General features: G+C 35.5%; 24 protein-coding genes. 8 read left to right on the forward strand and 16 right to left on the reverse strand.

The genetic code is table 11. The annotated features are described in order from the left end of the window. The first annotated feature begins 83 nt into the window (after positions 1-83). Positions 84-1289 (forward strand): THUMP domain-containing class I SAM-dependent RNA methyltransferase, encoded by a 1206-nt coding sequence (locus BUA03_RS08455; RefSeq protein ID WP_066081604.1) that lies wholly within the window; start codon positions 84-86, stop codon positions 1287-1289. A gap of 57 nt (positions 1290-1346) precedes the next feature. After that, positions 1347-1583 carry a hypothetical protein gene (locus BUA03_RS08460; RefSeq protein ID WP_066081602.1) on the forward strand — a complete coding sequence of 79 codons (237 nt, stop codon included), beginning with the start codon at positions 1347-1349 and terminating at the stop codon, positions 1581-1583. An 88-nt stretch (positions 1584-1671) separates the two neighbouring features. Here BUA03_RS08460 and BUA03_RS08465 read toward each other — a convergent pair whose 3' ends face one another. From BUA03_RS08465 to BUA03_RS08485, 5 genes are all read right to left on the reverse strand, one after another. Next, positions 1672-2535, reverse strand: coding sequence for a DUF6048 family protein (locus tag BUA03_RS08465; protein WP_066081600.1), 864 nt, complete (start codon positions 2533-2535; stop codon positions 1672-1674). Then, positions 2507-3028 (reverse strand): DUF6452 family protein, encoded by a 522-nt coding sequence (locus BUA03_RS08470; protein WP_066081597.1) that lies wholly within the window; start codon positions 3026-3028, stop codon positions 2507-2509. The genes BUA03_RS08465 and BUA03_RS08470 overlap by 29 nt, the downstream gene beginning before the upstream one ends. An 80-nt stretch (positions 3029-3108) precedes the next feature. Beyond that, positions 3109-4524 carry a 23S rRNA (uracil(1939)-C(5))-methyltransferase RlmD gene (rlmD, locus tag BUA03_RS08475; RefSeq protein WP_066081595.1) on the reverse strand — a complete coding sequence of 472 codons (1416 nt, stop codon included), beginning with the start codon at positions 4522-4524 and terminating at the stop codon, positions 3109-3111. A gap of 404 nt (positions 4525-4928) precedes the next feature. After that, entirely contained in the window at positions 4929-6248 is a 1320-nt protein-coding gene (locus tag BUA03_RS08480; RefSeq protein ID WP_066081593.1) for a mechanosensitive ion channel family protein, read from the reverse strand. Between the two features lie 513 nt (positions 6249-6761). Beyond that, positions 6762-8054, reverse strand: a complete 1293-nt coding sequence (locus BUA03_RS08485) for a CPBP family intramembrane glutamic endopeptidase (protein ID WP_066081591.1) — start codon at positions 8052-8054, stop codon at positions 6762-6764. Between the two features lie 313 nt (positions 8055-8367). On the opposite strand from BUA03_RS08485, the gene BUA03_RS08490 reads away from it, so the two are divergent. Next, complete coding sequence (locus BUA03_RS08490) at positions 8368-8778, forward strand: OsmC family peroxiredoxin (RefSeq protein ID WP_066081590.1); 411 nt, start codon at positions 8368-8370, stop codon at positions 8776-8778. Between the two features lie 95 nt (positions 8779-8873). Here the strand turns inward: BUA03_RS08490 and BUA03_RS08495 are convergent, their stop codons facing one another. Together BUA03_RS08495 and cysM are read right to left on the reverse strand one after the other, a co-directional pair. Next, positions 8874-9566: an SGNH/GDSL hydrolase family protein gene (locus tag BUA03_RS08495; RefSeq protein WP_066081588.1), complete on the reverse strand. Its 693-nt coding sequence runs from the start codon at positions 9564-9566 to the stop codon at positions 8874-8876. A 116-nt stretch (positions 9567-9682) separates the two neighbouring features. After that, a complete protein-coding gene (cysM, locus tag BUA03_RS08500; RefSeq protein WP_066081586.1) occupies positions 9683-10570 on the reverse strand; it encodes a cysteine synthase CysM in 888 nt (295 codons plus the stop codon). 350 nt (positions 10571-10920) lie between these two features. Between cysM and BUA03_RS08505 the strand changes: the two genes are divergently transcribed. After that, a complete protein-coding gene (locus tag BUA03_RS08505) occupies positions 10921-11619 on the forward strand; it encodes a DUF1003 domain-containing protein (RefSeq protein ID WP_066081581.1) in 699 nt (232 codons plus the stop codon). Between the two features lie 24 nt (positions 11620-11643). On the opposite strand, the gene BUA03_RS08510 is transcribed toward BUA03_RS08505, so the two are convergent. Further along, positions 11644-11931 carry a DUF2752 domain-containing protein gene (locus tag BUA03_RS08510; RefSeq protein ID WP_066081579.1) on the reverse strand — a complete coding sequence of 96 codons (288 nt, stop codon included), beginning with the start codon at positions 11929-11931 and terminating at the stop codon, positions 11644-11646. A gap of 100 nt (positions 11932-12031) precedes the next feature. On the opposite strand from BUA03_RS08510, the gene BUA03_RS08515 reads away from it, so the two are divergent. Together BUA03_RS08515 and BUA03_RS08520 are read left to right on the forward strand one after the other, a co-directional pair. Next, positions 12032-12214: a hypothetical protein gene (locus BUA03_RS08515; protein ID WP_066081577.1), complete on the forward strand. Its 183-nt coding sequence runs from the start codon at positions 12032-12034 to the stop codon at positions 12212-12214. Continuing rightward, positions 12207-12758, forward strand: coding sequence for a Smr/MutS family protein (locus BUA03_RS08520; protein ID WP_066081834.1), 552 nt, complete (start codon positions 12207-12209; stop codon positions 12756-12758). The genes BUA03_RS08515 and BUA03_RS08520 overlap by 8 nt, the downstream gene beginning before the upstream one ends. A 138-nt stretch (positions 12759-12896) precedes the next feature. Here BUA03_RS08520 and BUA03_RS08525 read toward each other — a convergent pair whose 3' ends face one another. Next, positions 12897-13841 (reverse strand): hypothetical protein, encoded by a 945-nt coding sequence (locus BUA03_RS08525; protein ID WP_066081576.1) that lies wholly within the window; start codon positions 13839-13841, stop codon positions 12897-12899. Positions 13842-14046: 205 nt separating this feature from the next. Here BUA03_RS08525 and BUA03_RS08530 point away from each other — a divergent pair, with 205 nt between their 5' ends. Together BUA03_RS08530 and BUA03_RS08535 are read left to right on the forward strand one after the other, a co-directional pair. Further along, entirely contained in the window at positions 14047-14967 is a 921-nt protein-coding gene (locus BUA03_RS08530) for an EamA family transporter (protein WP_066081574.1), read from the forward strand. Between the two features lie 19 nt (positions 14968-14986). After that, on the forward strand, positions 14987-16111 hold the full coding sequence (locus BUA03_RS08535) for a cysteine desulfurase family protein (protein WP_066081572.1): 1125 nt from the start codon (positions 14987-14989) through the stop codon (positions 16109-16111). Between the two features lie 183 nt (positions 16112-16294). Here BUA03_RS08535 and BUA03_RS08540 read toward each other — a convergent pair whose 3' ends face one another. The 7 genes from BUA03_RS08540 to BUA03_RS08570 all read right to left on the reverse strand — a co-directional run bounded on the left by BUA03_RS08540 (position 16295) and on the right by BUA03_RS08570 (position 26060). Beyond that, positions 16295-18511 (reverse strand): glycosyltransferase, encoded by a 2217-nt coding sequence (locus BUA03_RS08540; protein WP_066081571.1) that lies wholly within the window; start codon positions 18509-18511, stop codon positions 16295-16297. Positions 18512-18523: 12 nt separating this feature from the next. Further along, positions 18524-19561 (reverse strand): glycoside hydrolase family 130 protein, encoded by a 1038-nt coding sequence (locus tag BUA03_RS08545; protein WP_066081568.1) that lies wholly within the window; start codon positions 19559-19561, stop codon positions 18524-18526. A 49-nt stretch (positions 19562-19610) separates the two neighbouring features. Continuing rightward, entirely contained in the window at positions 19611-20603 is a 993-nt protein-coding gene (locus tag BUA03_RS08550; RefSeq protein WP_066081566.1) for an MlaD family protein, read from the reverse strand. 8 nt (positions 20604-20611) lie between these two features. Continuing rightward, positions 20612-21364: an ABC transporter ATP-binding protein gene (locus BUA03_RS08555; protein ID WP_066081564.1), complete on the reverse strand. Its 753-nt coding sequence runs from the start codon at positions 21362-21364 to the stop codon at positions 20612-20614. A 6-nt stretch (positions 21365-21370) separates the two neighbouring features. Continuing rightward, positions 21371-22153 (reverse strand): MlaE family ABC transporter permease, encoded by a 783-nt coding sequence (locus tag BUA03_RS08560; protein WP_066081562.1) that lies wholly within the window; start codon positions 22151-22153, stop codon positions 21371-21373. Positions 22154-22459: 306 nt separating this feature from the next. Continuing rightward, on the reverse strand, positions 22460-25054 hold the full coding sequence (locus tag BUA03_RS08565) for a cation-translocating P-type ATPase (protein ID WP_066081560.1): 2595 nt from the start codon (positions 25052-25054) through the stop codon (positions 22460-22462). A gap of 4 nt (positions 25055-25058) precedes the next feature. Further along, positions 25059-26060, reverse strand: a complete 1002-nt coding sequence (locus BUA03_RS08570; protein ID WP_066081558.1) for a sodium:calcium antiporter — start codon at positions 26058-26060, stop codon at positions 25059-25061. Positions 26061-26071: the final 11 nt, after the last annotated feature.

Consider the following 26071-nt stretch of genomic DNA (forward strand, 5'->3'; position numbering starts at 1 on the left):
AAGAATATAAAAAAGAGGCACAATATTGTTGCGTTAGAATGGGGGTTTAATTGGAATTTACTTTTTGGAATTTATAAAGAAAAATGGAAAATAATTATAAGATGGTTGCCAAAACCTTTTTTGGTTTTGAGGAGATATTAGCAAAAGAGTTACAGATGCTGGGCGCACAAAACGTGGAGCAAGGGGTGAGAATGGTAAGTTTTAAAGGAGACAAAGGTTTTATGTACAAAGCGAATTTAGCGCTGCGTACGGCTTTGAAAATCTTAAAGCCTATTTATTTTTTTAAGGCTAACAATGAGCAGGCATTATACAAGGGCATTTCAGGAGTGAACTGGTCCAAATTGATTGGTGCTAATCAGACTTTTGTGATTGATACCACAGTGCACTCCGAATATTTTAATCACTCGGAATTTGTTTCCCAGAAATGTAAAGATGCCATTGTCGATCAGTTTCGAGAAAGAACGGGTCAACGTCCAAGCATTGATAAAGTACACCCTGATTTGAGAATCAATATTCATATCGATAAAGATCAAGTTTCTGTTGCATTGGACACCTCTGGAAATGCGTTGAACCAACGTGGGTACAGAACGGCTACCAATATTGCACCAATAAACGAAGTTTTGGCTGCGGGAATTCTTTTACTTTCAGGTTGGGATGGTCAAGGCGATTTCTTAGATCCAATGTGCGGTTCGGGAACTTTTCTAGCTGAAGCAGCAATGATTGCCTGCAATATTCCGGCAAACATCAACCGTAAGGAATTTGCTTTCGAAAAATGGAATGATTGGGACAATGACTTATTTGACAGTATTTCTGATAGTTTATTGAAACGGGTTCGTGAATTTCATTATACCATAAAAGGATACGATAAAGCGCCAAGTGCGGTTCAAAAAGCGAAAGACAATATCAAAAACGCCAATCTTGACGACTATATTTCAATCGAAGAAAAAAACTTTTTCGATACTGAAAAATCCTCTGAAGGGAAATTACATGTTGTTTTTAACCCACCTTATGATGAGCGATTGGATATTCACATGGAAGAATTTTATAAAAATATTGGTGATACCTTGAAGAAAAATTATCCAGGAACTAATGCCTGGATGATTACAGCAAACCTAGAAGCGCTGAAATATGTAGGGCTTAAACCTTCAAGAAAAATTAAACTTTTCAATGCTGGTTTAGAGGCTAGATTAGTGAAATACGAAATGTACGCAGGAAGTAAGAGGACAAAGTTTGCTTCGCCTGTTCGCCCTGAGGGCTCGAGTGAAGTAACAAATGATAGTGCTGAATAAGCAGGATTCAATTTTTTACTTTCGCCCTTTGATTTTATAACTTTAAGATTTAATTAAATGACCAAATTACAAATACGAGCCTTCATCTATCAATTAGGATGTTTTGCGATATTATTTATCTCCGCTAGATTTGCAGTGGAGCAATACACTAATTTAATTGGATTTTGGATTCCGTTAACTGCTTTTGTTATTGGCACACTATTGTCACCAAAATTCCAAGCAGTAAAAACCAAAGAGGGAGAGAAATTATACATGAAATGGATTTTCATGAAAGGAATTAAAGAAGTAGGATAAGGCAGGAGCCACAAAGCTGAAAGGTATTATTTTAAAATATTGACCGCTAATTCACTAATTTTTACAAAAATAAGTAGCGAATTAGCGGTTATTTTTTGTCGTTTTGTTTTGGAACAGCGATTGGTTTTACTTTCTTCTTATAAATAGGGACGAAATAAGTAACGGTGTAATTGAATCCTACTCCAAAGCTTCCATCATAGGTTCTATTAAATCCAGGAATGTATAAGTTAGAAAAATTATCTGGTTCTTTATTGGTTACCAATCGGTTCAATCGAAGGCTGAAACCCACAAATACATTGTCAAATACTTTGGCTTTTATTCCAGCCACCACTTCAAGCCAACTCGCGGATAATCCATCAAACTTTTTACCAGATGGAATTATTGGAGTTTCTGCAAAATAAGGGTTTGCATTATAAATTCTGTAACTGTTTAATTGCTGATTAAAAGTACTGAAACCGTATCGCATCCCAATAGAAATAATGTTTTCCATATCGAGCCAGTTTTCATAGGCATTGTAATCAAAACCAACTTTTAAATACGAACCTTTGGTAGTGAAATTAACGCGATCATCGTCTGTCGTTTTGTTTTCGTTACCTAGCTCGGCGGCCAAAAAGTATTTTTTTGTCAATCTATAGTCCCCTACGAATTCAATTCCTTTGTAATTCCTGTCATATAAACCGCGGGTTACTTTATAGAGATCCACGCCCACACGCAGGCCATAGCGATCTGTTTTTAACGGAATCGAATCGCTCTTTTTTAGTGTAGGGTCAATTGCTACTAATGGAAGTGGCGCATCAGGAATTTTCTGATCTGTTTTAGGAGTCACTGCAACTCTTTTAACAACTGTAGTCTGTTTCACCGATTCGCCTTTTGGCGTCGTTTCTTGCGCTTGCACCCAAGTAAAGCAGAGGAAGAGAAAAAAACTAAAAAAAGATCTTAATGTGTGTTTCATTTTCGTTTTCTATGTTATTTTTTTCTACCGATATAAATTTAATCCACTTTTGATTCGCAGCCGTTGCATCTGTATGCGTGTATGGATTTGTTGGGTCGAATGTGAAAATAGTTTTGTAGCCACAAGCTCTAGAAACAAAGAGTTCCTGAGTACTGTAGTCAAATCGAATAATATCCTGATCAACTAAAGCTGGATTTGTATTGCCAGAATTTAGCGTGAAACTATAAGTAGTAGTCGTTCCTACTGTTTTTAACGGAATCGAAATAGTAGTTCCACTAGTTGTCTCTGCTCCATTAAAAAGAATTCCAGTAGTCATCCCTTCGCCTATCACTTTTAGATTGGATACGTTTTTTAAAACCGAAGGATTCAAAAAGTCATAGAAACCAATCACTAACCGAGGGGTTGTGGGCGTATTTGAATCACAAATGTCATCTTTCTCACAACCGGAGAAGGATAGCGCTAATGCCACTACTAATAAAATTATTTTTTTCATAAAATATTTGTTCAGTTGTCAGTGTTCCGTGTTCAGTCCTCAGTTTAATAGCACTGAATACTGCTACTGAACACTGCTAACTATTTTCTTCTTTCCAAAAGGACTACGTTTTCCACATGATGTGTTTGCGGAAACATATCCACAGGACGCACGCGCGTTACTTTGTATTTCTCGTCCATCAAAGCCAAATCGCGGGCTTGTGTAGCCGAGTTGCAACTTACGTAAACCACTTTTTCAGGAGCAATTTTCATAATTTGTTCAATTACATCCTTGTGCATTCCGTCTCTGGGTGGATCGGTGATAATCACATCTGGATGTCCATGTTGCGCAATGAAGCTATCATTAAACACTACTTTCATATCCCCTACAAAGAACTCGCAATTTGTAATTTCGTTGCGTTCCGCGTTTAATTTAGCATCTTTAATGGCTTCAGGAACACTCTCCACGCCAATTACTTTTTTAGCTTTTTTAGAAACAAACTGCGCAATCGTGCCTGTTCCAGTGTACAAATCATAAACAATTTCATTACCCGTCAATCCAGCAAAATCTCTTGTTATTTTGTACAATTCATACGCCTGATCCGAGTTGGTTTGATAAAATGATTTAGCATTAATGCTAAACTTTAGTCCTTCCATTTCTTCTAAGATGTAATCTCTTCCTTTGTACAATTTGATGTCGGTATCATATAAAGTGTCATTTGCTTTACTGTTGATTACATATTGTAAAGAAGTAATTTGTGGAAACTTCTCATACAAATGATCCAAAATTAATTCTCTGTTGGCTTTGTCATTTTCAAAAAACTGAATCAAAACCATAATCTCTCCAGTGGAAGCGGTGCGCAACATCAAGGTTCTCAGCAAACCAGAATGGTCTCTTGGGTTAAAGAAGGTCAGTCCATTTGCATTAGCAAAATCCCGTACTTCATTGCGAATGGCGTTTGATGGATCTTCCTGTAAATGACATTTGTTAATGTCCAAGATTTTATCCCACATTTTTGGAATATGAAATCCTAATGCGTTTCTGTTTCCTAAATCTTCGGTGCTGTCAATTTCTTTTTCGGTCAGCCAACGGCTGTTTGAAAACGAAAACTCCATTTTGTTTCTATAAAAAAATTGTTTCTCCGATCCTAAAATGGGTTCAAATTCAGGAAGTTCTACTTTTCCAATGCGTTGCAAGTGGTTTAGCACTTCGTTTTGTTTGTAATACAGCTGTTGACTGTATTTCATATTCTGCCATTTACAACCACCACAAACACCAAAATGTTCACAGATAGGTTCTATTCTATGTTCCGAATATTCATGAAAATGAACTGCTTTTCCTTCGTAATACGCCTTACGTTTCTTGAACGTTTGCACGTCAACTACATCGCCAGGTACTACATTAGGGATAAAAACTACTTTACCATCGGGAGCTTTTGCTACCGATACGCCTTTTGCACCAGCATCAAGGACTTTTATTTGATGAAAGACAACTTTGTCTGTATTTTTCTTAGCCATAGCGCAAAAATAAGCGTTTGAATGGTTTTATAAATTCAATTTTGTAAATATTTTCAAAAAGTCTCCTTTTATTTTGTCCCTCATCCTGCTTTTCGCTACAATTCCGCTTCCCTTTATCTTAAAAGCGGCAACAAAAGGAGCTTTCTAGCGCTCCCACCTTAGGATAATTTTAATTTTAGGGCCTTATCAACACCTCTTTTTCTATTGCATTAGTAGAAAACACGCCGTTTGTCAGGTTGACTAAGCAATTCAGATAAATCAACGCAAAAATAAAAGGACTGAAGCTGTAGTACGACCTAAGTTTACTCTAGAGTTTTGTTTCTGCATTGAAGCAGTATAGGAGTAGGAATTTAGCAATAGAAAAAGCTAAAAAAGGAGTGCGTATCACTGTATTTCAACAGCCATTAGTATTGCGAATACACGCTAGCAACGCTTGCTTTTTGATTGGGAACACGTCCTATATTTCTAAAATCTCTTCCCGTCGGTTCTTCAAAAACTTCTAGTTGAAATTGAGAGGTTATGGTGAGCAAATGGTCAAAAATATCCGATTTAATGACCTCATGTTTTTCCCATTCTTTTTCATAACTAAAACAATAGATTTCTAAGGGCATCCCTTTTGAAGTTGGATCTAATTGCCGAACCATAGTCGTCATCTCCGTATTGATTTTCGGGTTCGAAAGAAGATAATTTTCGGCGTAAACTCTAAAAACACCAATATTAGTAAGGCTTATCATGTTTACCGGATTAGATTCATTATCAATTAACGATGAATTGGATTTCTTGATTTCTATTTCTTTTTGAAGGATGTAGTCTCTTATAAGCGTATATTTTTTAAATTGTTCTAGCATTTGATTATCACAAAAACAAAAGCTACTTACCTTAAGATAGATGGCTCTTTTGATTCTTCGTCCTCCTGAATTACTCATTCCGCGCCAGTTTTTAAAAGAGTCAGTGATGAAAGCATAGGTTGGAATTGTAGTAATTGTTTTGTCCCAGTTTTGAACCTTAACCGTACTTAAGTTGATGGACATGACGTCTCCATCAGCATCATATTTTGGCATCGCAATCCAATCGCCCACGCGTACCATATCATAAACAGACATTTGAATACTCGCTACAAAACCTAAAATAGTGTCTTTGAAAATTAATAACAATATAGCGGTCATGGCTCCCATAGCACCCAAAAAGTAAAATGGACTCTTTCCTAAAAGTAACGACAAAATAAGAATTCCACCTACGAAATAAACGACGATATTTAGCACTTGTATGTAACTCGTAATAGGTTTGTCTTTAAAAATAAGAGATTTGGACAGGATGACATCAAATACAGCCAGTAAGGCAATGATGGTCCAAATAATGACCAACAGAATTACGATCATCGACAAAGTAACAATATAACTCGAAATTTTTGGATATTCGACCAAAATGGAAGGCACGGTGAAAATGACAAGAACTGCTGGAATAATATATGCGAGTTTGTCAAATATTTTTTTCTCAATTAAGAGGTCGTCCCACGTCATCTTAGTTTTTAAAAATAGCTTATGTATTGCGTTAACAATTAATTTTTTGGTAATCAGCCAAGACACAATACCAATAAGGAACAAGCAAAAAAGCAGTATCGGGAGATTGATGTAATAGGCTATTCGAGGATCTATGTTAAAAAAATCAGTCAACCAGGTAGGATCTAGATTTATGGTAGGGTATTTTTCGGCTAGTACAATCATTATTTTACTTTGTTTCCTACAAAGGTAACATTCGCAAGTGAAGACAAGGCCAGATCCTTAGGATTGGCTTTTTCTTAACAGTACACAATGTGTTAATCGTATATGGAAATTTTTACAAACGTGTTTTCTTAACTAAGTATAGTATTATTTACGGTTAGGACAATTCAAATTTAGGTTATTTCGATTCCTACTATCGTTCTTATTATTTTGAAGTTGGGAAATAGGTTGTGATTCCAATTATAAAAAGGAAGGGTTTAGTAAGTTTACAAATAGCAGTCGATTATGAAAAGACAAAGAAGCTTCAACAGGAATTCGATTCTATTTTTGAAAAAAAAAGGGACAGAACTACAATGAAAATCTATTGTTAAAAAGTAAGGATTTCAACTAGGGCGCTAAAGTTTCTGTGTTTTTAAATATAAATAGTAGAAAGGCCAAGCGAAAGAAATAGCATGCTGAATCTCACCATTGTAATTTTTTATTCTTTACGGAAACAAATATAAAGTCGGTTTTGATTTATTCTTTTTTTTGAAATAGAATTGTGGTCTGTTCTAATTCCATTCTTCGTTTGATTAACGAAAGGCCATATTTTTCTTGTAATTGTTTGCTTATACTTTCAAAATTGGTCGTTTGAAGTGTGAAATTATAAGTGTCTTTGAGGTTAGTTTTGTCGAAAGTCATTCGCTTGTTCTCTTTGCTTAAAGCATTAACCAGCGCTATAATAGTGGATTTTTTGATAATAATTTCCTCTGGGTTTATAGTCACCATGTTGCCATACGAGTTATTGGTGGATTTGTATTTCGATAATAGGGTTTGGTTTATAACTTTTAAATCCCAAACTTCCATTTGTTGACGGGTCTTTTTAATTTTGAAATCATAGGTTTTTGCTAGTTGATTTAATGCAATACTTTTTGTTTGAGAGCTGTCTTCCGATTTGTTTTTGAAATATACGTTCAAAGTTTGTTCAAGCTGATCTTCATTATTGGTTTGTAACAAAATTTCATTTGTAGTCAATAATTGGGACAGAATTGTTTTTAGACTAACGTTTCTGTAAACTAGGCTATCCGGATAATTTTGTTGCGTACTTTGAAGGCGTATATCGTCAGTTTCTTCGATCTTGATGTAATACGCAGGGGTTTCAAAGTTTAGTTTTTCGGAATGGTTTGATATGGATAGTATTCCTATACCAACAAATAAAGCATTGTGAAGCCCGTGCATTAAAAAACCTGTAATAAATCCATCACGAACCCGCAGGTAGCCAATAATGAGACCCAATATTATTTGAGGCGCTACTAAAAGTGGCGATAGAAGTAAAATGGTGTAGGAGAATTCAAAATTTGTAAGGTGAACCATTCCAAAGACCACAGCAGAAAAATAAAATATGAATTTGTATCTTTTAGTCCAGACTGAACTTAGGAATGTTGCTACTTTTTGTTGATTTCGTTTTCCTGTAAGTGAAGCTACTGAAACGATAAAATGCAATGCGTAATTGTCTTTGTAACGTAAATACAGGCGAAAGAGTAGCTCTTCGAAAAAAGGTATTACGATAACTAGTAAAAGAAAGAGTACCGGAATTGATACTGACTTGATCAAATTTTCCAATGCGTGGTTTTCAGTATCCACTAATCCCAGTTCTTCAAGACCACTAATCAAAAGAATCAAAACTGCCATAATAGGAATTTCAATTAGCAGAAAGGAAAGAAGCGTTTTAACTTTTTGAACTATGGTACGTTTTGGTCCTGCCTCGTCTTTAGGATTTTTTAAAAAGGCCATTAAATCGAAGTAGTTTTCTTTGATTGTTTCCAGCATAGGAATAGCGGTGTAATTTAATTTTTAATGTTGTAGAAAAAAATTTACTGTGATGTATTGGGAAGTGGTTTCATTTAACCAATGTTTATTTCTCGTGCCACAAACATAATCAAATCAATACGAAAAATAGCACATATAGAATTATTTTTCGTTAGAATTATAAGTAGGTATCAAAGAAGTTTTCTTGATTGACAAAGCAGTTTGGGTACACTTTTGGTTTAATGTGAATTTTAAACTTTCGTTAAAAAATGATGTAGTTTAGACTATTTTTTAAGAAATGAACTAAATTTGAGAAAACAGAAAATTTAAAAGTATGAAAAGAAATGCAACCGCAGTCTGGAATGGTTCACTCAAAGAAGGAGCCGGAAAATTGACGACACAAAGTACGACATTAAGCGATACGCAATATTCATTCAAGTCCCGTTTTGAAGAAGGAGTAGGGACAAACCCTGAAGAACTTATTGCGGCGGCACATTCAGGTTGCTTTACGATGCAACTTTCAGCTTATATTACAGAAGCTGGTTTTGAAATTGAAAGTATCGAAACCAAATGCGACATTGATTTGGTGGATGGAACCATTTTGACATCACAACTAACGGTTACAGCAAAGGTAAACGGAATAGAAGAAGATGCTTTTCAACAATTAGTGACTAAGGCAGAAAAAAATTGTCCTATTTCTAAGGTATTGAATGCCGCAATTTCTAGTACGGCTACTTTAGCATAAACAAATAAAAAATTCTAAAAACAAAAGGCTCGAAATTAAATCGAGCCTTTTGTTTTTGCAGGTATTAACCGTTTTTATGCGATTCTTTGTGCTGCTTATTCTATTGCTACTACTTGAGAAATCGCTTTATCCGCGAGTGGCGCCATAATTTGATACCCCAATTTGTTAGGGTGTACACCATCGGCTGAATAAGCACTTTTTAGTCCATCGCGTTCATCTCTCATGGCCGAAAAGTAATCAAGATACAAAATGCCTTTGGCGTCAGCATAATTTTTTATCATTTTATTGAGATCCACCACTTTTTGAGCTGGATTTTGATTGGGTTTCCAAGGGAAGTCATAAGCAGGTAGAACGGAGCATAAAATCACTTTAATGTGGTTTGCATGTGCCAAGTCAACCATTGAGAAAATATTATTTGCTATCATTTGTAATGTTGCTGGACCCGTATTGCCAGCAATGTCATTTATTCCTGCTAAAATAACTACCGCGCTGGGTTTTAAATCAATCACATCTGCTCTAAAACGGAGTAGCATTTGTGGAGTAGTTTGACCACTAATACCGCGATTAAGGTACGGTTTTCCTATAAAATATTCAGAATCCGTTGTGCTCCAAAACTCTGTTATGGAATCGCCCATCAGCACAATTCTCTTTTCTCCGGGCACTACTGGTTTCAATTGCGCATTCTCAACTTGATATTTGTTTAAATTCGGCCAGTCCTGCGCCTGTGCTTTTCCTCCCATAATGATAGATAAAAATAAGATGCTGTAGAGGAATTGAATTTTCTTCATCTGTCCTTAGATTTAAAATTTTAAAATAAAAATAGGATACGCCAAATACAGCAGAATCAAACTTCTTTCGCTTCTTTGAATGGTACAGAAAAGAAGGTTGATTTTAAAAAGTAAAATTAATCAAACAGATCAGATGATAAATAGCGATCGCCACGATCACAAATTATAGCTACAATCACGCCAGATTCTAAAGTGTTGGCTATTTTTACTGCTGCAGCAACAGAACCGCCACTGCTCATCCCTGCAAAAATGCCTTCTTCAAGTGCCAAACGTTTGGTCATTGCCCGAGCTTCTTTTTCTGAAACTTCAATTATGACATCGACTTTTGAGGAATCAAATATTTTTGGCAAATATTCTTGTGGCCATTTTCTAATTCCTGGAATTTGCGAGCCATCGCTAGGTTGTGCTCCTACAATTTGAATAGCTGGATTTTTTTCTTTCAAATAGGTAGATGTTCCTATAATGGTTCCTGTAGTTCCCATTGCGGAGACAAAATGGGTTACGGTTCCTTCTGTATCGTTCCATATTTCTGGACCTGTTGTTTTGTAATGTGCTTTCCAGTTGTCATCGTTAGCAAACTGATTGAGCATGATATAGCCGCCTTCGGCTACTTTTTTATCGGCATAATCTCTTGAACCAATAATTCCTGTCGCAGCGGGCGTTAAAATCACTGTAGCGCCATACGCTCGCATGGTTTGGGTGCGTTCTTTGGTGGAGTCTTCTGGAAGTACTAATTCGATTTCGATATTGAATAATTTGGCTATCATCGCCAATGCAATCCCCGTGTTGCCACTTGTAGCCTCAATCAGCTTATCTCCTTTTTTTATATCTCCTCTTTCCAGTGCCGATTTGATCATATTGTAAGCCGCGCGGTCTTTTAGACTGCCTCCCGGATTATTTCCTTCCAGTTTTAGTAAAAGTTTTACGTTTTTATTTTGTACCAAATTAGTAGATTCTACCAAAGGCGTATTTCCAATAAGGTCTAATATTTTGAATGATTTCATGCTATTTTGTATCTTAAATTTTAATTAGAATGCGTATTTGGTACTACTGAAGGTTTTTAAAGCGCTCGTTTTTAAAAACAGCAACAAGAACAGTAGAAAGGAATATAGTTGTAATACGATGACATTCGGATTTGTTTTGCAGTTAAATACAAAGATATTGAACTATTTTGAATTATTTCCTTCTAAAACAGAAAGCGATCTTGTTTATGGAGGTACTTTTGTTAAATAAAATAATCAAAGTTGTTCGAATAGGAAAGTGAATCGTATGTGTATTAAGTTATAATCTACCACAGCAGATTAGTAGCTTTAATGAAAGTATTTTTTTTAAATTAGCTAATAAATACCAATCCATGAAAAGTAATTTGACTTTCGTAAGTGATATTTCTAAGAAAGAATTCCCACTTGCTGATAAAGTTTCGGCAAAAAAAATCCGAAATCCGATATTGGCACTTATAGAAAATGATTTTCCTGATTTTGATAAAACTAAATTTTTAGCAATTGAGGAGCTGAATATGTACCGGGAGAAATATATTTCAAATTATTTGCTGGTTGAAATAGGAGAGTTGTCCAATCTTGAAGCTAAGGTTATTGATTCTTTGAGCGAAGACAAATTATTGGTAAGTGGCGTTGAAGATGAATTGGGTGCTCGAACAGTGGGTCAAAAAGTGGCAGATCAAGTGGCAGGTTTTGGCGGAAGCTGGAAATTTATTATTCTTTTTGGAGTATTTATCATGCTTTGGATTTTAGCAAATATTTATATTTTGCTGAATAAAGGGTTTGATCCCTATCCCTTTATTTTATTGAATTTAATTTTATCTTGTTTGGCTGCACTTCAAGCTCCCGTAATTATGATGAGCCAGAATCGTCAGGAAGAAAAGGACCGGGAAAGAGCCAAAAAAGATTATATGATTAATCTCAAATCAGAACTTGAAATCCGAATGCTTCATGAAAAACTAGATCATTTGATAATGCATCAGCAAGAAGAATTGATAGAAATTCAGAAAGTCCAAATCGAAATGATGAATGATATACTGTCAAGAATTAAATAATTTTTTGAAAGGGGATAGTCAGAATTAAAGCGAATAATAGTGTTTGAAAAAATAACCAGCAATCATAAAAACACCATTTAAGATAGCGGAGGTAATAATCCATTTTCTGTAATTTCTATTTTTGTCAATCAAATTTAAACCAACAATTCCCAGAAATAATAAGGTCGTGAAAAGGGCTGGATACATCTTGAAAGCGCCGTAAAAATCACCTTCTACAAACAGTAAAAAACCCCGCTGAAAACCACAGCCCAAACACTCAATCCCAAAGAGGGTTTTGCTTAAACACGGGAGCATATATTTTTCTAAATCCAAAGGTTTTATTTTTTACAATTTTACAAAAAAATAACTAACGTTTGAAAAAATAAGTAGGTAATTTTAAATTCATTACTTTTGGAATCTGATATTCTAAAAGATGAAGAAGTTTATAATTCCCATAATGATTGTTGCCATCATTGTTGCTTTGTACGAGCAAGTCAGTGCAGAAAAAAATGTGTACATCATGGTTGTTGCTATTGTGATTTTCATGATGGGAATGATGCAATTGAGTGCCAAAACACCTAGTAAAAATCAAGATAAAGAAGATGAAAATGTTTAACAAAGGAGATAAAGTTTCAGTACTTGATGAAGCTATTGATGGCGTCGTATTGTCCATGAATGGAGACCAAGTTACCATCGAAACAGCAGATGGATTTATGATGACATTTTTTGTCAAGGAACTACTTAAAGTACAAGATAACAGTAATTTAATGGATTCAATTAGAAGAGTAAATGTAAGTGAAGTTTCCAAAGAAAAAGAGATCCCAAAAGCGCGAAGTTTTGTAAAAGAAAAAAAATCCAAGCATGAAATTCCGGCACCAGAGTTTGATTTACACATCGAAAAACTAGTGCCTAATAAACGGGGAATGTCAAACTATGATATTCTAACGTTGCAGACAGAAACGGCAAAACGGCACATAGAATTTGCTATTAGGAATCGGATTCCTAAGATTGTTTTTATACATGGTGTTGGTGAAGGAGTCTTAAAAGCAGAACTGGATTTCTTACTCGGTCGTTATGATAATATTGCTTTTGCGGAAGGTAATTATCAAAAATATGGACAAGGAGCTACAGAAGTTTTTATAAAACAAAGTGCGATGTAATTCCTTTTTTGGGTACTGCAAATCGAAAAAAAATCCCGATTTCAAGTCTGTTTTCTAATGGAAAGTGACTTTAAATCGGGATTTTTGTTGGTCAAAAAAACGATAGATTTGGACGTTTAATTTATATATAATGCAACATTAATTGGTAGTCAATAATTCACCGTAAACATAATTGTCACCCAAAAGAAAATCGCTGTTTCCTTTCTTCATTTTTACATTTTTAAGGATTACAGTATGTTTAAAACCGTTTCCAAAACTGGTAGTTGTCACTTCAATCCTCCCACTGCTATTTGCAACTCCAGCCACTGCAGTCCATTCTTCAAGAACTACAGGAGTCGCTGGATAAGTGGTATTGCAAAAGTAATCATCCGTCAACAAACCGGAGAATAATCTATAGGTAAGTTTGTTTTTAGTGTCACTAATTAAGCCACTTCTTGGCGTATTTATTGGAGTGGCTACATTGACAATCAAAGTGGGATCAATATCTAGAATCAGCGCTTCGCTACTATTTTTATCATAAAGTTGTTTAGAATTGGGACATTGCTTTAACACTTTGGTAAAAGCAAAAGGCAATACAGTCGTGCTCAGGATGTAGTCACCAAAGGCAAAAGTTTCATAAACTTGGATACCGTTTCCTTTATCAAAAGTGATGTTTTTAAAGGTAATATTGTGATTATAACCCGTAATTTTAGAACTGTTCTCCGTTTCATTTCTAGTTTTAATGGCAGTAGTATTTATGACTATTTTTCCGCCTGTAGCCGTCCATTGATCTGTTACTACTGGAGTTGCTGGAGGGATTGTTTCGCATAATGTAGCAGCAGTTACAGTACCATTATAAAAGCGATAAATTACTCGATTCGTGCTATTAATCTCTAATTCTTGGATGGAAGTTTCAGCGGGAAACTTGATTCCTGTAGCATCAAAAAGAAGAGCTTCACTGTCTTTTACTTTATAAATGATGGTATTTGAGGCGCATTTTTGTGCGGCAACATCTTCAAAATTGATGTCTTCTTGAATTAAATTTCCATCGTCGCAACTATTTAAAAATAGGGCAAAAACCAATACACTTAGAACTCTTTTCATTTTTATAAAATTTCTAACAAAAATAGAATTTTTAATTTATACCAAATACAATACCACTTAAAAATAGCATATTTAACAACATATTGTGTTTTTTGATTTCCAGAGATAGGGAATAAATTCACTATTTTCTTTTCAATTTTGGATTGAATTGTACTCTTCTAAAGCGGATAGAAATCAGTATATTTGTACCCATATAAGATGGTTCATGAGACTTAATAAATATTATTCGGCGGCGTTTTTAGCTTTTTTTGTTTGGGGTTTTTTTAGTTTTGCTTTAAAGCCTTTACATCACTATCCCTCTTTGGATATTTTGTTTTACCGCGTTTTTTTTAGTGCGATTACAATGGTTCTAATAAATGTAGTTTTTCGAAGAAGAGTAGTACGAGAAAATTGGAATCATTTTAAAAGTTGTGCACCCAAACAACAAAAAAGTATTGCTTTGCTAACACTTGGTGGTGGTGTTTTCCTCTCTTCAAACTGGTTTGTGTACATCTATGTGATGAACCATGTTAGTGTAGGTGCTGCCTCGCTAGCCTATTTGATTTGTCCTATTGTGACGACAGTTTTTGCCTTTCTTATGTTGAAAGAAACATTGAGTAAATGGCAATGGATTGCTGTAGCTATCAGTTTTTTTAGTTGTATTTTGCTTTCCTTTAATCATTTTCAAGACTTGTTTTACAGCTTAATCACTGCAGCAACTTATGCTTTGTATTTAGTGAGTCAGCGAAAAAATAGCGGTATAGATAAATTCCTAAGTCTTACGATTCAGTTGATTTTTACGGCACTTGTACTCTTGCCTTTTTATCCTAAGTACAGCGGAGCAGTTCCTACTGAAACGCTGTTTTACAGTTGTATGTTTATGATTGTAGTGTTTTTTACGATTATACCGTTGTTTTTAAATCTTTATGCACTTCAAGGAATTAACTCTTCCTCAGTAGGGATTATGATTTATATTAATCCAATTATTAATTTTTTACTCGCCCTATTTTACTACAATGAGCACATTAGTTCCCTTCAATTATTGTCTTATTTTCTGATTTTGGTTTCGATCGTGGTATTTAATGAAAAAATACTATTTTCCAAGAAACCGACAGCTATGGCAACAGAGGTGGAAGGTTACAAATAATTTTACAATTTTATATAAAATGAAAAAAGTATATCTCGATAACGCTTCTACAACAGCACTTCGTCCAGAAGTAATACAAGAAATGACCAAGGTGTTAACAGAGGATTATGGAAATCCATCTTCAACACATAGTTTGGGACGTGCTGCAAAAAATATCTTGGAGCTTTCTAGAAAAGCAATAGCTAAAAATTTAGGTGCTACGGCTCAGGAAATTATCTTTACCTCCTGTGGTACTGAAGCTAATAATTGGATTCTTCGTTCCGCAGTAAAAGATTTGAAAGTAAAGCGTATCATTACAAGTAAAATAGAGCATCATGCAGTATTGCATACCGCTTTAGTCTTAGAAAAAGAGTTCGGAATTCAGATTGATTATGTGGCGATAAAGCCAAACGGTGAGATTGACATCACTAATTTGGCAGAATTGCTTTCACACGAAACTAAAACATTGGTGAGTTTAATGCACGTAAATAACGAAACAGGAACTATTTTAGACTTAGAACGTGTTGGACGTATTTGCAAGGAGCACAGTGCGTTATTTCATTCGGATATGGTGCAGTCAGTTGGTAAAACAGCCATTGATTTGCAAAAACTATCGGTTGATTTTATCGTGGCTAGCGCACATAAATTTCATGGACCAAAAGGAGTTGGGTTTGCTTTTATTCGAAAAAATTCAGGATTACAACCCTTATTCTTTGGCGGGGAACAGGAAAAAGGACTGCGTGCTGGAACGGAGGCCTTACATCAAATCGCTGGAATGGCCAAAGCCTTAGAATTGTCCTACACTAAGTTAGAAATGGAACGAAGCCATATTTTGCAATTAAAAAACTATCTGATTTTAGAACTTGAAATTGAATTTCCTTCTTTTTCAATTAATGGAGGTGCCGATGGATTTTATACTGTTTTGAATATTTTATTGCCTTTTGCGGCGGATAAAACAGCAATGATTCTATTTCACTTGGATATGAAAGGAATTGCAGTTTCTAGAGGAAGCGCCTGCCAATCTGGAAGTGTAAAACCTTCTCACGTTTTAGCTGAAATCCTCTCTGATGAGGATTTAAAGAAACCAAGCCTGCGTATTTCTTTTAGTCATTATAATACACGCGAAGATATTAATTTGCTTATTGATGCTCTGAAAACCATATAGAACTAACTATAAAAATATAAGTTGTAGTACTTTTAATTACCAACTGTATAATTTTATGATTTAATAAAAATGGGAAAATTACCATTTTATATTTCCAAAGCAATTGTTCTACAAGAGTTTAATAGGGCTAATTCAATTGTAAGTAGAGTACTGTTCTTTGCTCATTTGTTCATCTGATTCCATTCAAGCGTATTTTTCCATTATTAAGCGTGCTTTAAAGAAGCATAAGGTGGATTCAGCACCTTGATTTATATTGATGTGTGTGTCTTCTAAGCCATCATAAGAAGCGCCATTTTCTGGATTATACATGATTTGTTTCAGATGATTGTTTCCTAGAAACCATATAAAGGCGAGTTTTAATTGATCTTTATATTTTGTATTTTGTGTCAGTTCATAAAAAAAGTCCAAGGCAATAATTGTTGTAGCCACTTCGATCGGCTGCTCGCCATAAAATTTTCGTTCATTTTGTTTCTTGAACCAACCTCTGTTTGATATTACTTTCAATTGTCCTTTCATAAAATAATGGGAGAGTAAAAAATCGAAGGTGATAATTGCAATTTTTTTATACTTCGATTTTTTTGTGACTAAATAGCTGTACATCATGGCTTCAGGTAGTATATTATTAGCATAGGTCATATAATCTTCGTACCAGCACCAGTCCTCTGCAGAGTTGATATTGTAATGGCGCAAAAGTTCATCGGCCAGTTTCTCAATGTGATTTTTGATTTCTTCGTCTTTGTATGTTTCATAGTAGAGGTACAATCCTTTTAGTGCGTAGGCAATAGCTCTTGGAGACTTGAAATTATCAATCTTTTTAATGGCTTTGTCCCAACATTTTACTGCCCTACAAATCATCTCCAGCGGCAGGCATTGTCTGTGAGAGATAACGGTTCCTAAGCTCCATAAGGCCCTGCCGTTAGCATCTTCAAGATTTACTTCTCCGTTTTGTTTGGTTAGTTTACCATTGTAATCTTTGTAATTGTCGAACCAGCCATCATTTCGTTGTATTCCTTCTATAAAATTCAAATACGTAAAGGCTAATTTTAAATTTTCATCAGCTGGAAAAGCTTTGTCGTACATGACAATATTAATTAAAGCTCTGGCATTGTCATCTAACGTATATCCAGATTCAGGGTCGGGCTGGCTAAATTTTGAAAACTGGAGAATTCCAAAATCGGTGGTCAGTTTTTTGATATGATCTAATCTTATTGGTGGGAAATTAAATCGTAAATCATCTTCTCGATTTGTTAATAAATCAAATAAAAGTCGGTATTGTATGGCTATATTTTCCCAATTTGTAGCACGAGCCATTGAAAAAGCGTTTTTGCCCATGGTTATTCTTTGTTCTTCATTTTCAATTAGATAACGTATTGCTTTTTGAAATTCTTCTGGATTATCAAAATTTTTCAACAAAATACCATTGCCGTTTCCCAAGGACTCAACAGCATGTGGTATAGGAGTTGAAATGACGGCACATCCGCTACTCATGGCATAGGCAAAAGTCCCGCTGACGGTTTGATTTGGATCTTTGGAACTGAATAAATAAATTTCGGATAGCGTTAAAAATTCGAGTAACTGTTGTAATTTAAGATACTCATTGATGAAAATCACATTGTTATCTAAATGTTTATCTTTTACAATAGATTGCAGGGTATGACGGTACTTCTCGCCCTCTCTTTTTAAAATTTCTGGATGCGTTTTTCCTATGATTAAATAGATAACTTCGGGATGATGCGCCACAATTTCTGGCAATGCATGCAATACGGTTTCTATTCCTTTATTTTCGCTTATTAACCCAAAGGTTGACAAAACAATTTTATCCTTGAACCCGTATTTATTTTTAAGTATTTTTTTTTGTTCCCAAAGTACAGTGTGATTGCCATGAGGAATAACCATAATTTTAGAGGATTGACAGTTGTAATATGCGGCTAAGACTTCTTTCGAATTTTTGGTTAGCACCACGACTTTATCTGATAAATCAGTAATGGCATACACGACTTTTTTTCTTTTCTCATTCGGAGTAGGCAGAACGGTATGAAAAACGGTTACAATTGGTTTGTTAAGGGCTAATATAAAGGAGAGGATATGATCACCATACTCTCCTTTAAAAAGGCCAAATTCATGCTGAATACAAACAAGTCCAATGTCATTGCGTTCATTTATTTTTTCGGCAACCAACCTGTAATGAACTAAGGAGTCAACCGGCAGGACGTAACTAACTTCGTCAGGATACTGAAATTCTTGTTCTCTGTTTTGCAAAGCACATACTTCAACTGGAAGCGTATCTCCAAAGACGATATTGACAGCATTAGCAATATCATTGGTAAAAGTAGCTATTCCACATTCTCTAGGCGGATAGGAGCTTACAATTAACATTTTTATTCCTGTCTCGAATTTCATAGCAGTTTATTTTTAAGGTTGTTTTCTCAATTCGAGAAGTAATTCATTGATATCTAATTTGGCTACAGCAATATGTTTATCTCCTACACCATAATAAATGTAAAGATCGTTCCCAAATAAAGCATGTCCGGTGGGGAAGACAACATTGCTGACTTTACCTTCCATTTCCCATTTTTTAGTTGGTGAAAATAGCGGGAAGGGCAGTCTTGAAAGCTCAATTTTAGGATTGTCCAATTGTAATAAAGCGGCTTTAGCATGGTATGTTTTTCCTTTAGTAGTTTCTTGTACACCATGGTAAATAAGCAACCATCCGTATTCCGTTTCAATAGGCGGGCCACCTGCTCCGATATAATTAACTTCAAAAATATCTTTTGGATCTAATACAATATAATCAACTAAATTAATAATGTATTCTCTCCAAAATGATTCGGTTAAGTCCTTCCAATGCTCAAATTCTACGATTTGAATTCCTGGCCAAATGCGGTGTAACAGGACAAACTTTCCATTTATTTTCCTTGGAAATAGGACGACATCTTTATCCCTGAGCAACCTGAATTCATCTGACACTAATCCTATTTGTGCAAAAAGATTGTAATATTGGTGGTATTTTGGATTGAGTTTGCTATGATCACAACAATTCACATAACTTTCATATTCATTGTAATTGACATGCGGTGTAATAATGCCGTGTTTTTCGAAATGAATCAAATCTTTAGAAGTAGCTAGTGCTCCCATGGCATTAACGCCGTCATAAGCCGTATACGTAATGTAATAAGTATCTTCAATTTTCACAATGCGGGGATCTTCTACACCGTGTTTTTCATATTCAAAATCGCGGGTAATTAATGGCTGTTCGTGGCGTTCAACAAGCTTAGTTGGTCCATCTAACTTAGCATAACCTATAGTTGAATAATTGCCATGTTCTGCTGCTCGGTATAAAACGTGAATTGTATTTCCTTCTTGATAAATGCCAGGATTAAAAACACCGTTATTTTCAAATGGCTTGTCAGTGGGACCCATAATTATGCCTAATTTTTCTATCGTAACCATGCTTCAATCGTCTTTTATAGCGTTTAAAAATTAAATTCTTATGTAAAATCTATTTTTGCTTCTCTTCCGTTTTTTGTTCCTTTAATTTTGCTTTTTCCTGTTTTCTAAAATACCCGCGAAATAAAAAATTATGTTTTAAGGCTTCTAAATTTTCATTTAAGCGGAAACTAGATTCCTTAATATTATCCATTGTGGAATCTATTTTTCTTACTAATTGTGGATCGTTTGAAAGGTAATTAATCGCCCCTTTCCCGCCTTTGATGTTGACTACTGTTGTGTCGAGGTTACCTATTACATTATTGATTTGACTACTTGATTGCTTTAAATTTTGGACTACTGACTTAATACTATTGGCCACTGCCGTATCTTTTAAAACACCAATCACATTATTTTTATTTTCAAGTGATGAAATAATTCGGTTTAATTTAAGGATCGATTCTGAACTACCTTTTCCTGTAATTTTCAAATAATGCATCGTTTGTCTCAAATCTCCTGCCAGTGTACTATCTTTAATCAATAAGCCTACAGTTCCCGTTCCTTGATTGATTTCCTTCGTTATTTTGAGTAAATCTGTTGTAAGGAGTGCTGCATTTTTGTTGGTCTTGTCCAATGTAATGAGCATGTCTTCTGTTCGTATGCGATTTATTGAGGCAATTTGATCTCCAGGTAGAATGGAGGCCGCTGATACTTTTCCTGGAAGGATATTAATAATCATGTTTCCCACTAAACCATCGGAACCTATTGTAGCAACAGCATTTTTCCGAATAAGCGGAAAAATAGTTTTGTCAATCAGCATATCGACTCTAATAGCTGTATCATTAACCATTTCTATTCCGCGTACCGTTCCCACATTGATTCCAGAAAAACGCACATTATTGCCAAGTTGCAGGCCATTGACATTATTAAAAACTGCGGACAGGTGATTGGTTTTTCCAAACATTTGTTTCTTATCGCCAATGAAATAAACAGCGAGTATAAACAATAATAAACCGATTATGACAAAAATTCCAAGTTGCAGTTTTTGTGAGGTTGTTTTTTTCATTTTTATTATTATTTAAAGAAAGCTTGTACTTTTGGATCTGTTGAAATGGATAGTTCCTCAAAAGTGCCTTCGCTATAATTAATGCCATCAACTAACAAAATCATGCGGTTAGAAATCATTCGAGCACAATCCACATCATGCGTGATAATTATAGCTGAGGTGTTGTATTTTTGTTGGATAGACATCATTAGCAGCAAAATTTCTTTGGCAGTTATGGGGTCTAAGCCTGTAGTAGGTTCATCATATAGAATTATTTTGGGTTGTAGAATTAAAGTTCGGGCTAACGCAATTCGTCGTTTCATTCCTCCTGATAGTTCTTCAGGCATTAAATTGATTGTGTTTGCTAGCCCAACGTTCTCTAATGCTTCCATTACCATTGGAGTGGTGTCCTTGATAACACCAAACTTCTTTTTGTGGCGTCGCAATGGAAATTCTAAATTCTCCCGGACCGTCATTGAATCGTAAAGTGCACTTCCTTGGAAAAGAAATCCAACTTCCGTTCGAAGGTCGTCCAGTTCTTCTCGATCGAGTTTACTTATATCATTTTCCATTACAATAATAGAACCGCCGTCAGGCTGCTCTAGTCCTATCAAGCACTTTATCATCACAGATTTTCCAGAACCTGATTTCCCCATTATCACGAGATTTTCACCTTCACGGAGCACCATATTAAATCCAGCCAAAACAGTATTAGTACCATAGCTTTTTCGGAGGTCTTTGATCTCTATGATTGGTTTTTGATTTTGTAATAATGTATCCATAATCAGTTATAAGTCATAAAATATATCAGTAATAAAAACAGCAATAAAATCAATAATAAAGAGCAACATCGAGGTGAAAACGACAGCAGAATTAGCCGCCAAACCTACGCCTGCAGTCCCTTTTTTGCAATAATATCCTTTGTAGCAACCTACTAATCCAATGGCAAAACCAAAAAAGAATGTTTTTATAGTTGCTGGAATTAAATCACCATATTCCAAAGCATTAAAAACCTGATTGTAATACAATAAGAAAGAAACTTTCCCTTTGATATTTTCCACCAGAAAAGAACCAAAAATGGCGATTGCGTTTCCAAAAAAAACTAAAATAGGAAGCATAAAAGTAGTTGCCAATACTCGGGTAACTACTAAATATTTAAAAGGATTAGTACCTGAAACTTCCATGGCATCTATTTGTTCCGTAACCCGCATTGAACCTAATTCAGCGCCAATTCCAGAACCGATACGTCCCGCACAAATCAATGCTGTAATTATAGGACCAATTTCTCGAATCAGCGAGATACTAACCATCGAAGGCATCCAAGATACTGCGCCAAATTCTTGCAATGTAGGACGAGACTGCAATGTAAATACCAATCCAATTATAAATCCCGTAACAGCTACGAGTAGCAAGGAACGATTTCCCATATTGTAACACTGCCGTAAAAACTCTTTAAATTCAAAAGGACGTTTAAAGGTCTCCTGAAAAAACCGACTAGCGAAGTAGGAGAGTTCGCCAATTTCAAGTAAAAAAGCTTTGAATAATTCAGTTATTTTAGAAAATGTATTCATAAGCAAATGAATTGGTTTTTAACAGAAATCAGCTACTCAAATATACATAATTATTTGTCTGATTATCATTTATTAAAAGTGTTGTTCGTCTGTTATTTAAAGGATTTTGTCGAGAAAAATTTAATTTAAAAAAATGAATACGATTTAGAAACGATTCTTTTTATTTCGCAACAAAAAGAATTCCTTGCTTTATAATTGTAAATAGTGGTTAAGGAATCTTAAAAAGTAAGAACTGAATTTTTTTTTGTTTAAAAAGTATAAATTGCAACTTTTTAAAGGAGAAATAACAACAAAAACACTTAAAGTTTATTTATTTCTGTTTTTTAGCCATTTCTCTATTTCTACTGACCAAAATACAATACTTGATACCGCTAATGTCACTAGCAGTTCTCGTAAAGTTAGCGGTTGTGTTTTAAAAATTCCATTAAATAAAGGAGAATAAATTATCATTAATTGAAGTGAAACCGTTATCGCTAAAGCGATAATCATGGGCTTATTAGAGAAAAAACCAATTTTAAAAATAGAATCGTTGTTGGAGCGAATGACCATTACGTGACCCAATTGGCTGAAACAAAGAACGGTAAATGCCATCGTTTGCCAATGTGAGTTCGCCACATGTATGGCATAAGCCTGCATTCCAATGGTAACCACTCCCATTAAAAATCCTACCCATAAAATATGCACTACCATTCCATTTGAGAAAATATTTTCCTTCGGGTTTCTAGGCGGTCGTTTCATAATATTTGCTTCTGCTGATTCAGAGGCTAAAGCCAACCCAGGCAAGCCATCCGTGATGAGATTAATCCAGAGAATGTGAATAGCCAGTAATGGTATAGGCAAACCAAAGAACGGTGCCAAAAATATAGCCCATATTTCTCCCGAATTTCCAGTCATAATATACTTTATAAATTTCAGAATATTATCGAATATTTTCCTGCCGTGCTTGACCGCAATTACGATGGTGGCAAAATTATCATCCAGCAAAATCATGTGCGACGCTTCTTTGGAAACTTCCGTACCGTTGATCCCCATCGCAATGCCAATATCAGCATTTTTAAGCGCTGGAGCATCGTTGACCCCGTCGCCAGTCATCGCTACAAAGTGATTTTTAGATTGTAAGGCAGTGATGATTCTTAATTTTTGTTCGGGATTAACACGTGCATAAACGCGAACCTTCGCCACGATTTCTTCAAACTCATGTTGGTTCAACACTGCTAATTCGGAACCAGTAAGAGCAAGGTCTTCCTCGGAAGAAATGATACCCAGTTTTGCAGCAATTGCTTTCGCAGTAAGTTTGTGGTCGCCGGTAATCATCACTGGAATGATGCCTGCTTCTTTACACTCGGATACGGCTTGCCTGGCTTCCTCCCGCGGTGGATCTATCATTCCAACAAAACCAATAAGCGTTAGTTCTGTTTCGATTTCTTCTGGATCCAAATGCTGCGGAAGAGATGACACTGTTTTCATTGCATATCCCAAAACGCGATAGCCTTTTGCAGCCATCTCATTTACTTTACGTTCCAATTCTGGAATATGTGATTTTTGATCGGCATTCAGCTTGTCAAATAAGACATCAACGGCTCCCTTTGTTAAAACAATCATTGTAGCGCTTTGATTGTCCTCAGGAGTACTAATTTGATGGATTGTCGTCATGCATTTTCTTTTGGAATCAAAAGGTAATTCTGCAATTCGCGGATAAATTTTTTCTAAATCACCTCGATTAAAATTCTTATCGAAAGCATATTCTACCAACGCTACCTCAGTCGAATCTCCTAACCATTTTCCATTTTCTTCTTTTGATACATCATTATTCAAAGCTATTGCCTGAAGCAGTCTGTTTTTATCTTTAAAAACCGTGTGATAATTTGTTGTTGAAGTTTCATAAAATTCCTGCACGGTCATTTTATTCAGGGTCAAAGTACCTGTTTTATCAGAACAGATATAGGTCACGGAGCCAAGTGTTTCCACAGCGGGTAACTTACGGATAAGAGCCTTGTGTTTCGCTAATTTCTTAGCTCCAAAAGCTAATGCTATCGTAACTAATGCGGGTAGGGCTTCTGGAATAGCAGCGACCGCGAGTGAAATAGAAGTGATTAGCATAGTCAAAATAGCTTCTCCACGCAGCCACCCAATAATAAAAATGACAGTGCAGATCAATAGTATGCCTACGGACAATCGTTTACCAAAAGCCGCTAATCGTTTCTGCAATGGCGTGGTGGTTTCATCGGTCTGGATCATTTTTGCGATGCGGCCCAATTCGGTCTGCATTCCCGTTGCCACAACATAAGCAAGACCTCTCCCATTGGTAACTGAAGTTCCTTTAAATCCCATGTTGGTCTGGTCGCCAAGGGCATAATTTCCTTCGGGCAATTCTTCGGTATTTTTTTCTAAATTATTTGATTCGCCCGTTAGCGTTGATTCATCCACTTTTGTCTGATGAGTTTCAAAAAATCGGACATCGGCTGGAATAATATTCCCTGCTTCTAACAGTACGACGTCGCCCGCAACGAGATCTGTTGCGGGAATACTCATCATTTTTCCTTCACGTAAAATATGAGCATGGTTTGCTGCCATATTTTTTAAGGCTTCCATCGCTTTTTCTGCTCGATATTCTTGAATAAATCCTACAGCTGCATTAATAATAACGATAGCTAGAATAATAATTGTATCCGTAACATCGCCTATAATACCTGAAATAATTGCTGCTGCTACAAGAATAAGAATCATGAAATCAGAAAACTGAGACAAAATCATTTTAAAAATACTCTTCTTTTTTGTGTCTTCAATTTGATTTTTTCCTTGTTCGCGCAACCGCTCAGCGGCTACTACTGGAGTAATACCGCTTGGATTTGTATTTAGCAATTGAGTTATTTTTGATATCGGGAGTACATGCCAGTTCATAATTTTAATCTTTTATGTGGTACAATAAAATCATCATTAAAACGTACACTAATGCTATTAAAGCAGTGTCAATAGCGAGTTTCCATTTTTTTTCTTCCTTAAATACGATACCGATAATGCCAATGGCAGTTATGATTATCGTTCCTAGAACTGGTATAATATGGTTGGGACTTGTAAATTGAAGGATAGGACCTTTAGTATACAGAATATCATCAATGGCCAAAATGGCAATATTAAAAATATTACTGCCAAAAACATTGCCAATCGCCAGATCAATTGTTCCCATTCGAATGGCCGCTATGGATACTACTACTTCTGGAAGTGAAGTTGAAGCAGCAATAAATAATGTGCCAAAAAAACTTTGTCCCATACCGCTGGCTTCGGCCAAGTTTTCCCCAAAATAAGGCAACAGCATTGCAGCTGCCATGAGTACAATTGCATTCATTGTAAACCTACCCACAACCTGTTTTAGTGTTAGGGTGCAGGTGTTTTTTCTTTCTTCCGGATGATGACTTTCTTTTTTATCATAAGAGAATATCACGCGAATGGCTATGATGTAAAATAAAAGAAAGAGTAGACTGAATTCTCCAATCCATAAAATGGTTCCAAAAATATCGGGCATTAAAATTGCAAAAGCGACCAAGCTCAATAACATTATGCCAAAGGATGCTGCAATTACGTGACCTGTTTGGGCAACTGATGTTAGCGGCTTTTTATGGTCATAAAATAAATCCATTATGGAAATAATAAGGATATTGAAAGCACAGCTTCCTACGATATCTCCAACGGCAAGATCTGGAGCATCAAGAAAAACCACTGCGCTAATTCCGTTCATCAGTTCGGGCATAGATGTTACCGATGCCAAAAGAATAATGCCCATAAACATTTTTCCCCAACCCAACATATCAGCCATCATATCACCATACTTAGAAAGCCGCGAGCCCGTCGCTACTATTACCGCTGTGGCTAAGATAAACCCGAGAATGTCCAGATAGATCGCATTCATGTGGAAATAAT

It is taken from the genome of Flavobacterium fryxellicola, from assembly GCF_900143245.1.
GTDB classification, from domain to species: domain Bacteria; phylum Bacteroidota; class Bacteroidia; order Flavobacteriales; family Flavobacteriaceae; genus Flavobacterium; species Flavobacterium fryxellicola.

What these genes read in the sequence shown, in the direction of transcription:
- BUA03_RS08455 (WP_066081604.1), top strand. Translation starts at nt 84, where the DNA reads ATGGAAAATAATTATAAGATGGTTGCCAAAACCTTTTTTGGTTTTGAG.
- BUA03_RS08460 (WP_066081602.1), top strand. Translation starts at nt 1,347, where the DNA reads ATGACCAAATTACAAATACGAGCCTTCATCTATCAATTAGGATGTTTT.
- BUA03_RS08465 (WP_066081600.1), bottom strand. Translation starts at nt 2,535, where the DNA reads ATGAAACACACATTAAGATCTTTTTTTAGTTTTTTTCTCTTCCTCTGC.
- BUA03_RS08470 (WP_066081597.1), bottom strand. Translation starts at nt 3,028, where the DNA reads ATGAAAAAAATAATTTTATTAGTAGTGGCATTAGCGCTATCCTTCTCC.
- rlmD (WP_066081595.1), bottom strand. Translation starts at nt 4,524, where the DNA reads ATGGCTAAGAAAAATACAGACAAAGTTGTCTTTCATCAAATAAAAGTC.
- BUA03_RS08480 (WP_066081593.1), bottom strand. Translation starts at nt 6,248, where the DNA reads ATGATTGTACTAGCCGAAAAATACCCTACCATAAATCTAGATCCTACC.
- BUA03_RS08485 (WP_066081591.1), bottom strand. Translation starts at nt 8,054, where the DNA reads ATGCTGGAAACAATCAAAGAAAACTACTTCGATTTAATGGCCTTTTTA.
- BUA03_RS08490 (WP_066081590.1), top strand. Translation starts at nt 8,368, where the DNA reads ATGAAAAGAAATGCAACCGCAGTCTGGAATGGTTCACTCAAAGAAGGA.
- BUA03_RS08495 (WP_066081588.1), bottom strand. Translation starts at nt 9,566, where the DNA reads ATGAAGAAAATTCAATTCCTCTACAGCATCTTATTTTTATCTATCATT.
- cysM (WP_066081586.1), bottom strand. Translation starts at nt 10,570, where the DNA reads ATGAAATCATTCAAAATATTAGACCTTATTGGAAATACGCCTTTGGTA.
- BUA03_RS08505 (WP_066081581.1), top strand. Translation starts at nt 10,921, where the DNA reads ATGAAAAGTAATTTGACTTTCGTAAGTGATATTTCTAAGAAAGAATTC.
- BUA03_RS08515 (WP_066081577.1), top strand. Translation starts at nt 12,032, where the DNA reads ATGAAGAAGTTTATAATTCCCATAATGATTGTTGCCATCATTGTTGCT.
- BUA03_RS08520 (WP_066081834.1), top strand. Translation starts at nt 12,207, where the DNA reads ATGTTTAACAAAGGAGATAAAGTTTCAGTACTTGATGAAGCTATTGAT.
- BUA03_RS08525 (WP_066081576.1), bottom strand. Translation starts at nt 13,841, where the DNA reads ATGAAAAGAGTTCTAAGTGTATTGGTTTTTGCCCTATTTTTAAATAGT.
- BUA03_RS08530 (WP_066081574.1), top strand. Translation starts at nt 14,047, where the DNA reads ATGAGACTTAATAAATATTATTCGGCGGCGTTTTTAGCTTTTTTTGTT.
- BUA03_RS08535 (WP_066081572.1), top strand. Translation starts at nt 14,987, where the DNA reads ATGAAAAAAGTATATCTCGATAACGCTTCTACAACAGCACTTCGTCCA.
- BUA03_RS08540 (WP_066081571.1), bottom strand. Translation starts at nt 18,511, where the DNA reads ATGAAATTCGAGACAGGAATAAAAATGTTAATTGTAAGCTCCTATCCG.
- BUA03_RS08545 (WP_066081568.1), bottom strand. Translation starts at nt 19,561, where the DNA reads ATGGTTACGATAGAAAAATTAGGCATAATTATGGGTCCCACTGACAAG.
- BUA03_RS08550 (WP_066081566.1), bottom strand. Translation starts at nt 20,603, where the DNA reads ATGAAAAAAACAACCTCACAAAAACTGCAACTTGGAATTTTTGTCATA.
- BUA03_RS08555 (WP_066081564.1), bottom strand. Translation starts at nt 21,364, where the DNA reads ATGGATACATTATTACAAAATCAAAAACCAATCATAGAGATCAAAGAC.
- BUA03_RS08560 (WP_066081562.1), bottom strand. Translation starts at nt 22,153, where the DNA reads ATGAATACATTTTCTAAAATAACTGAATTATTCAAAGCTTTTTTACTT.
- BUA03_RS08565 (WP_066081560.1), bottom strand. Translation starts at nt 25,054, where the DNA reads ATGAACTGGCATGTACTCCCGATATCAAAAATAACTCAATTGCTAAAT.
- BUA03_RS08570 (WP_066081558.1), bottom strand. Translation starts at nt 26,060, where the DNA reads ATGAATGCGATCTATCTGGACATTCTCGGGTTTATCTTAGCCACAGCG.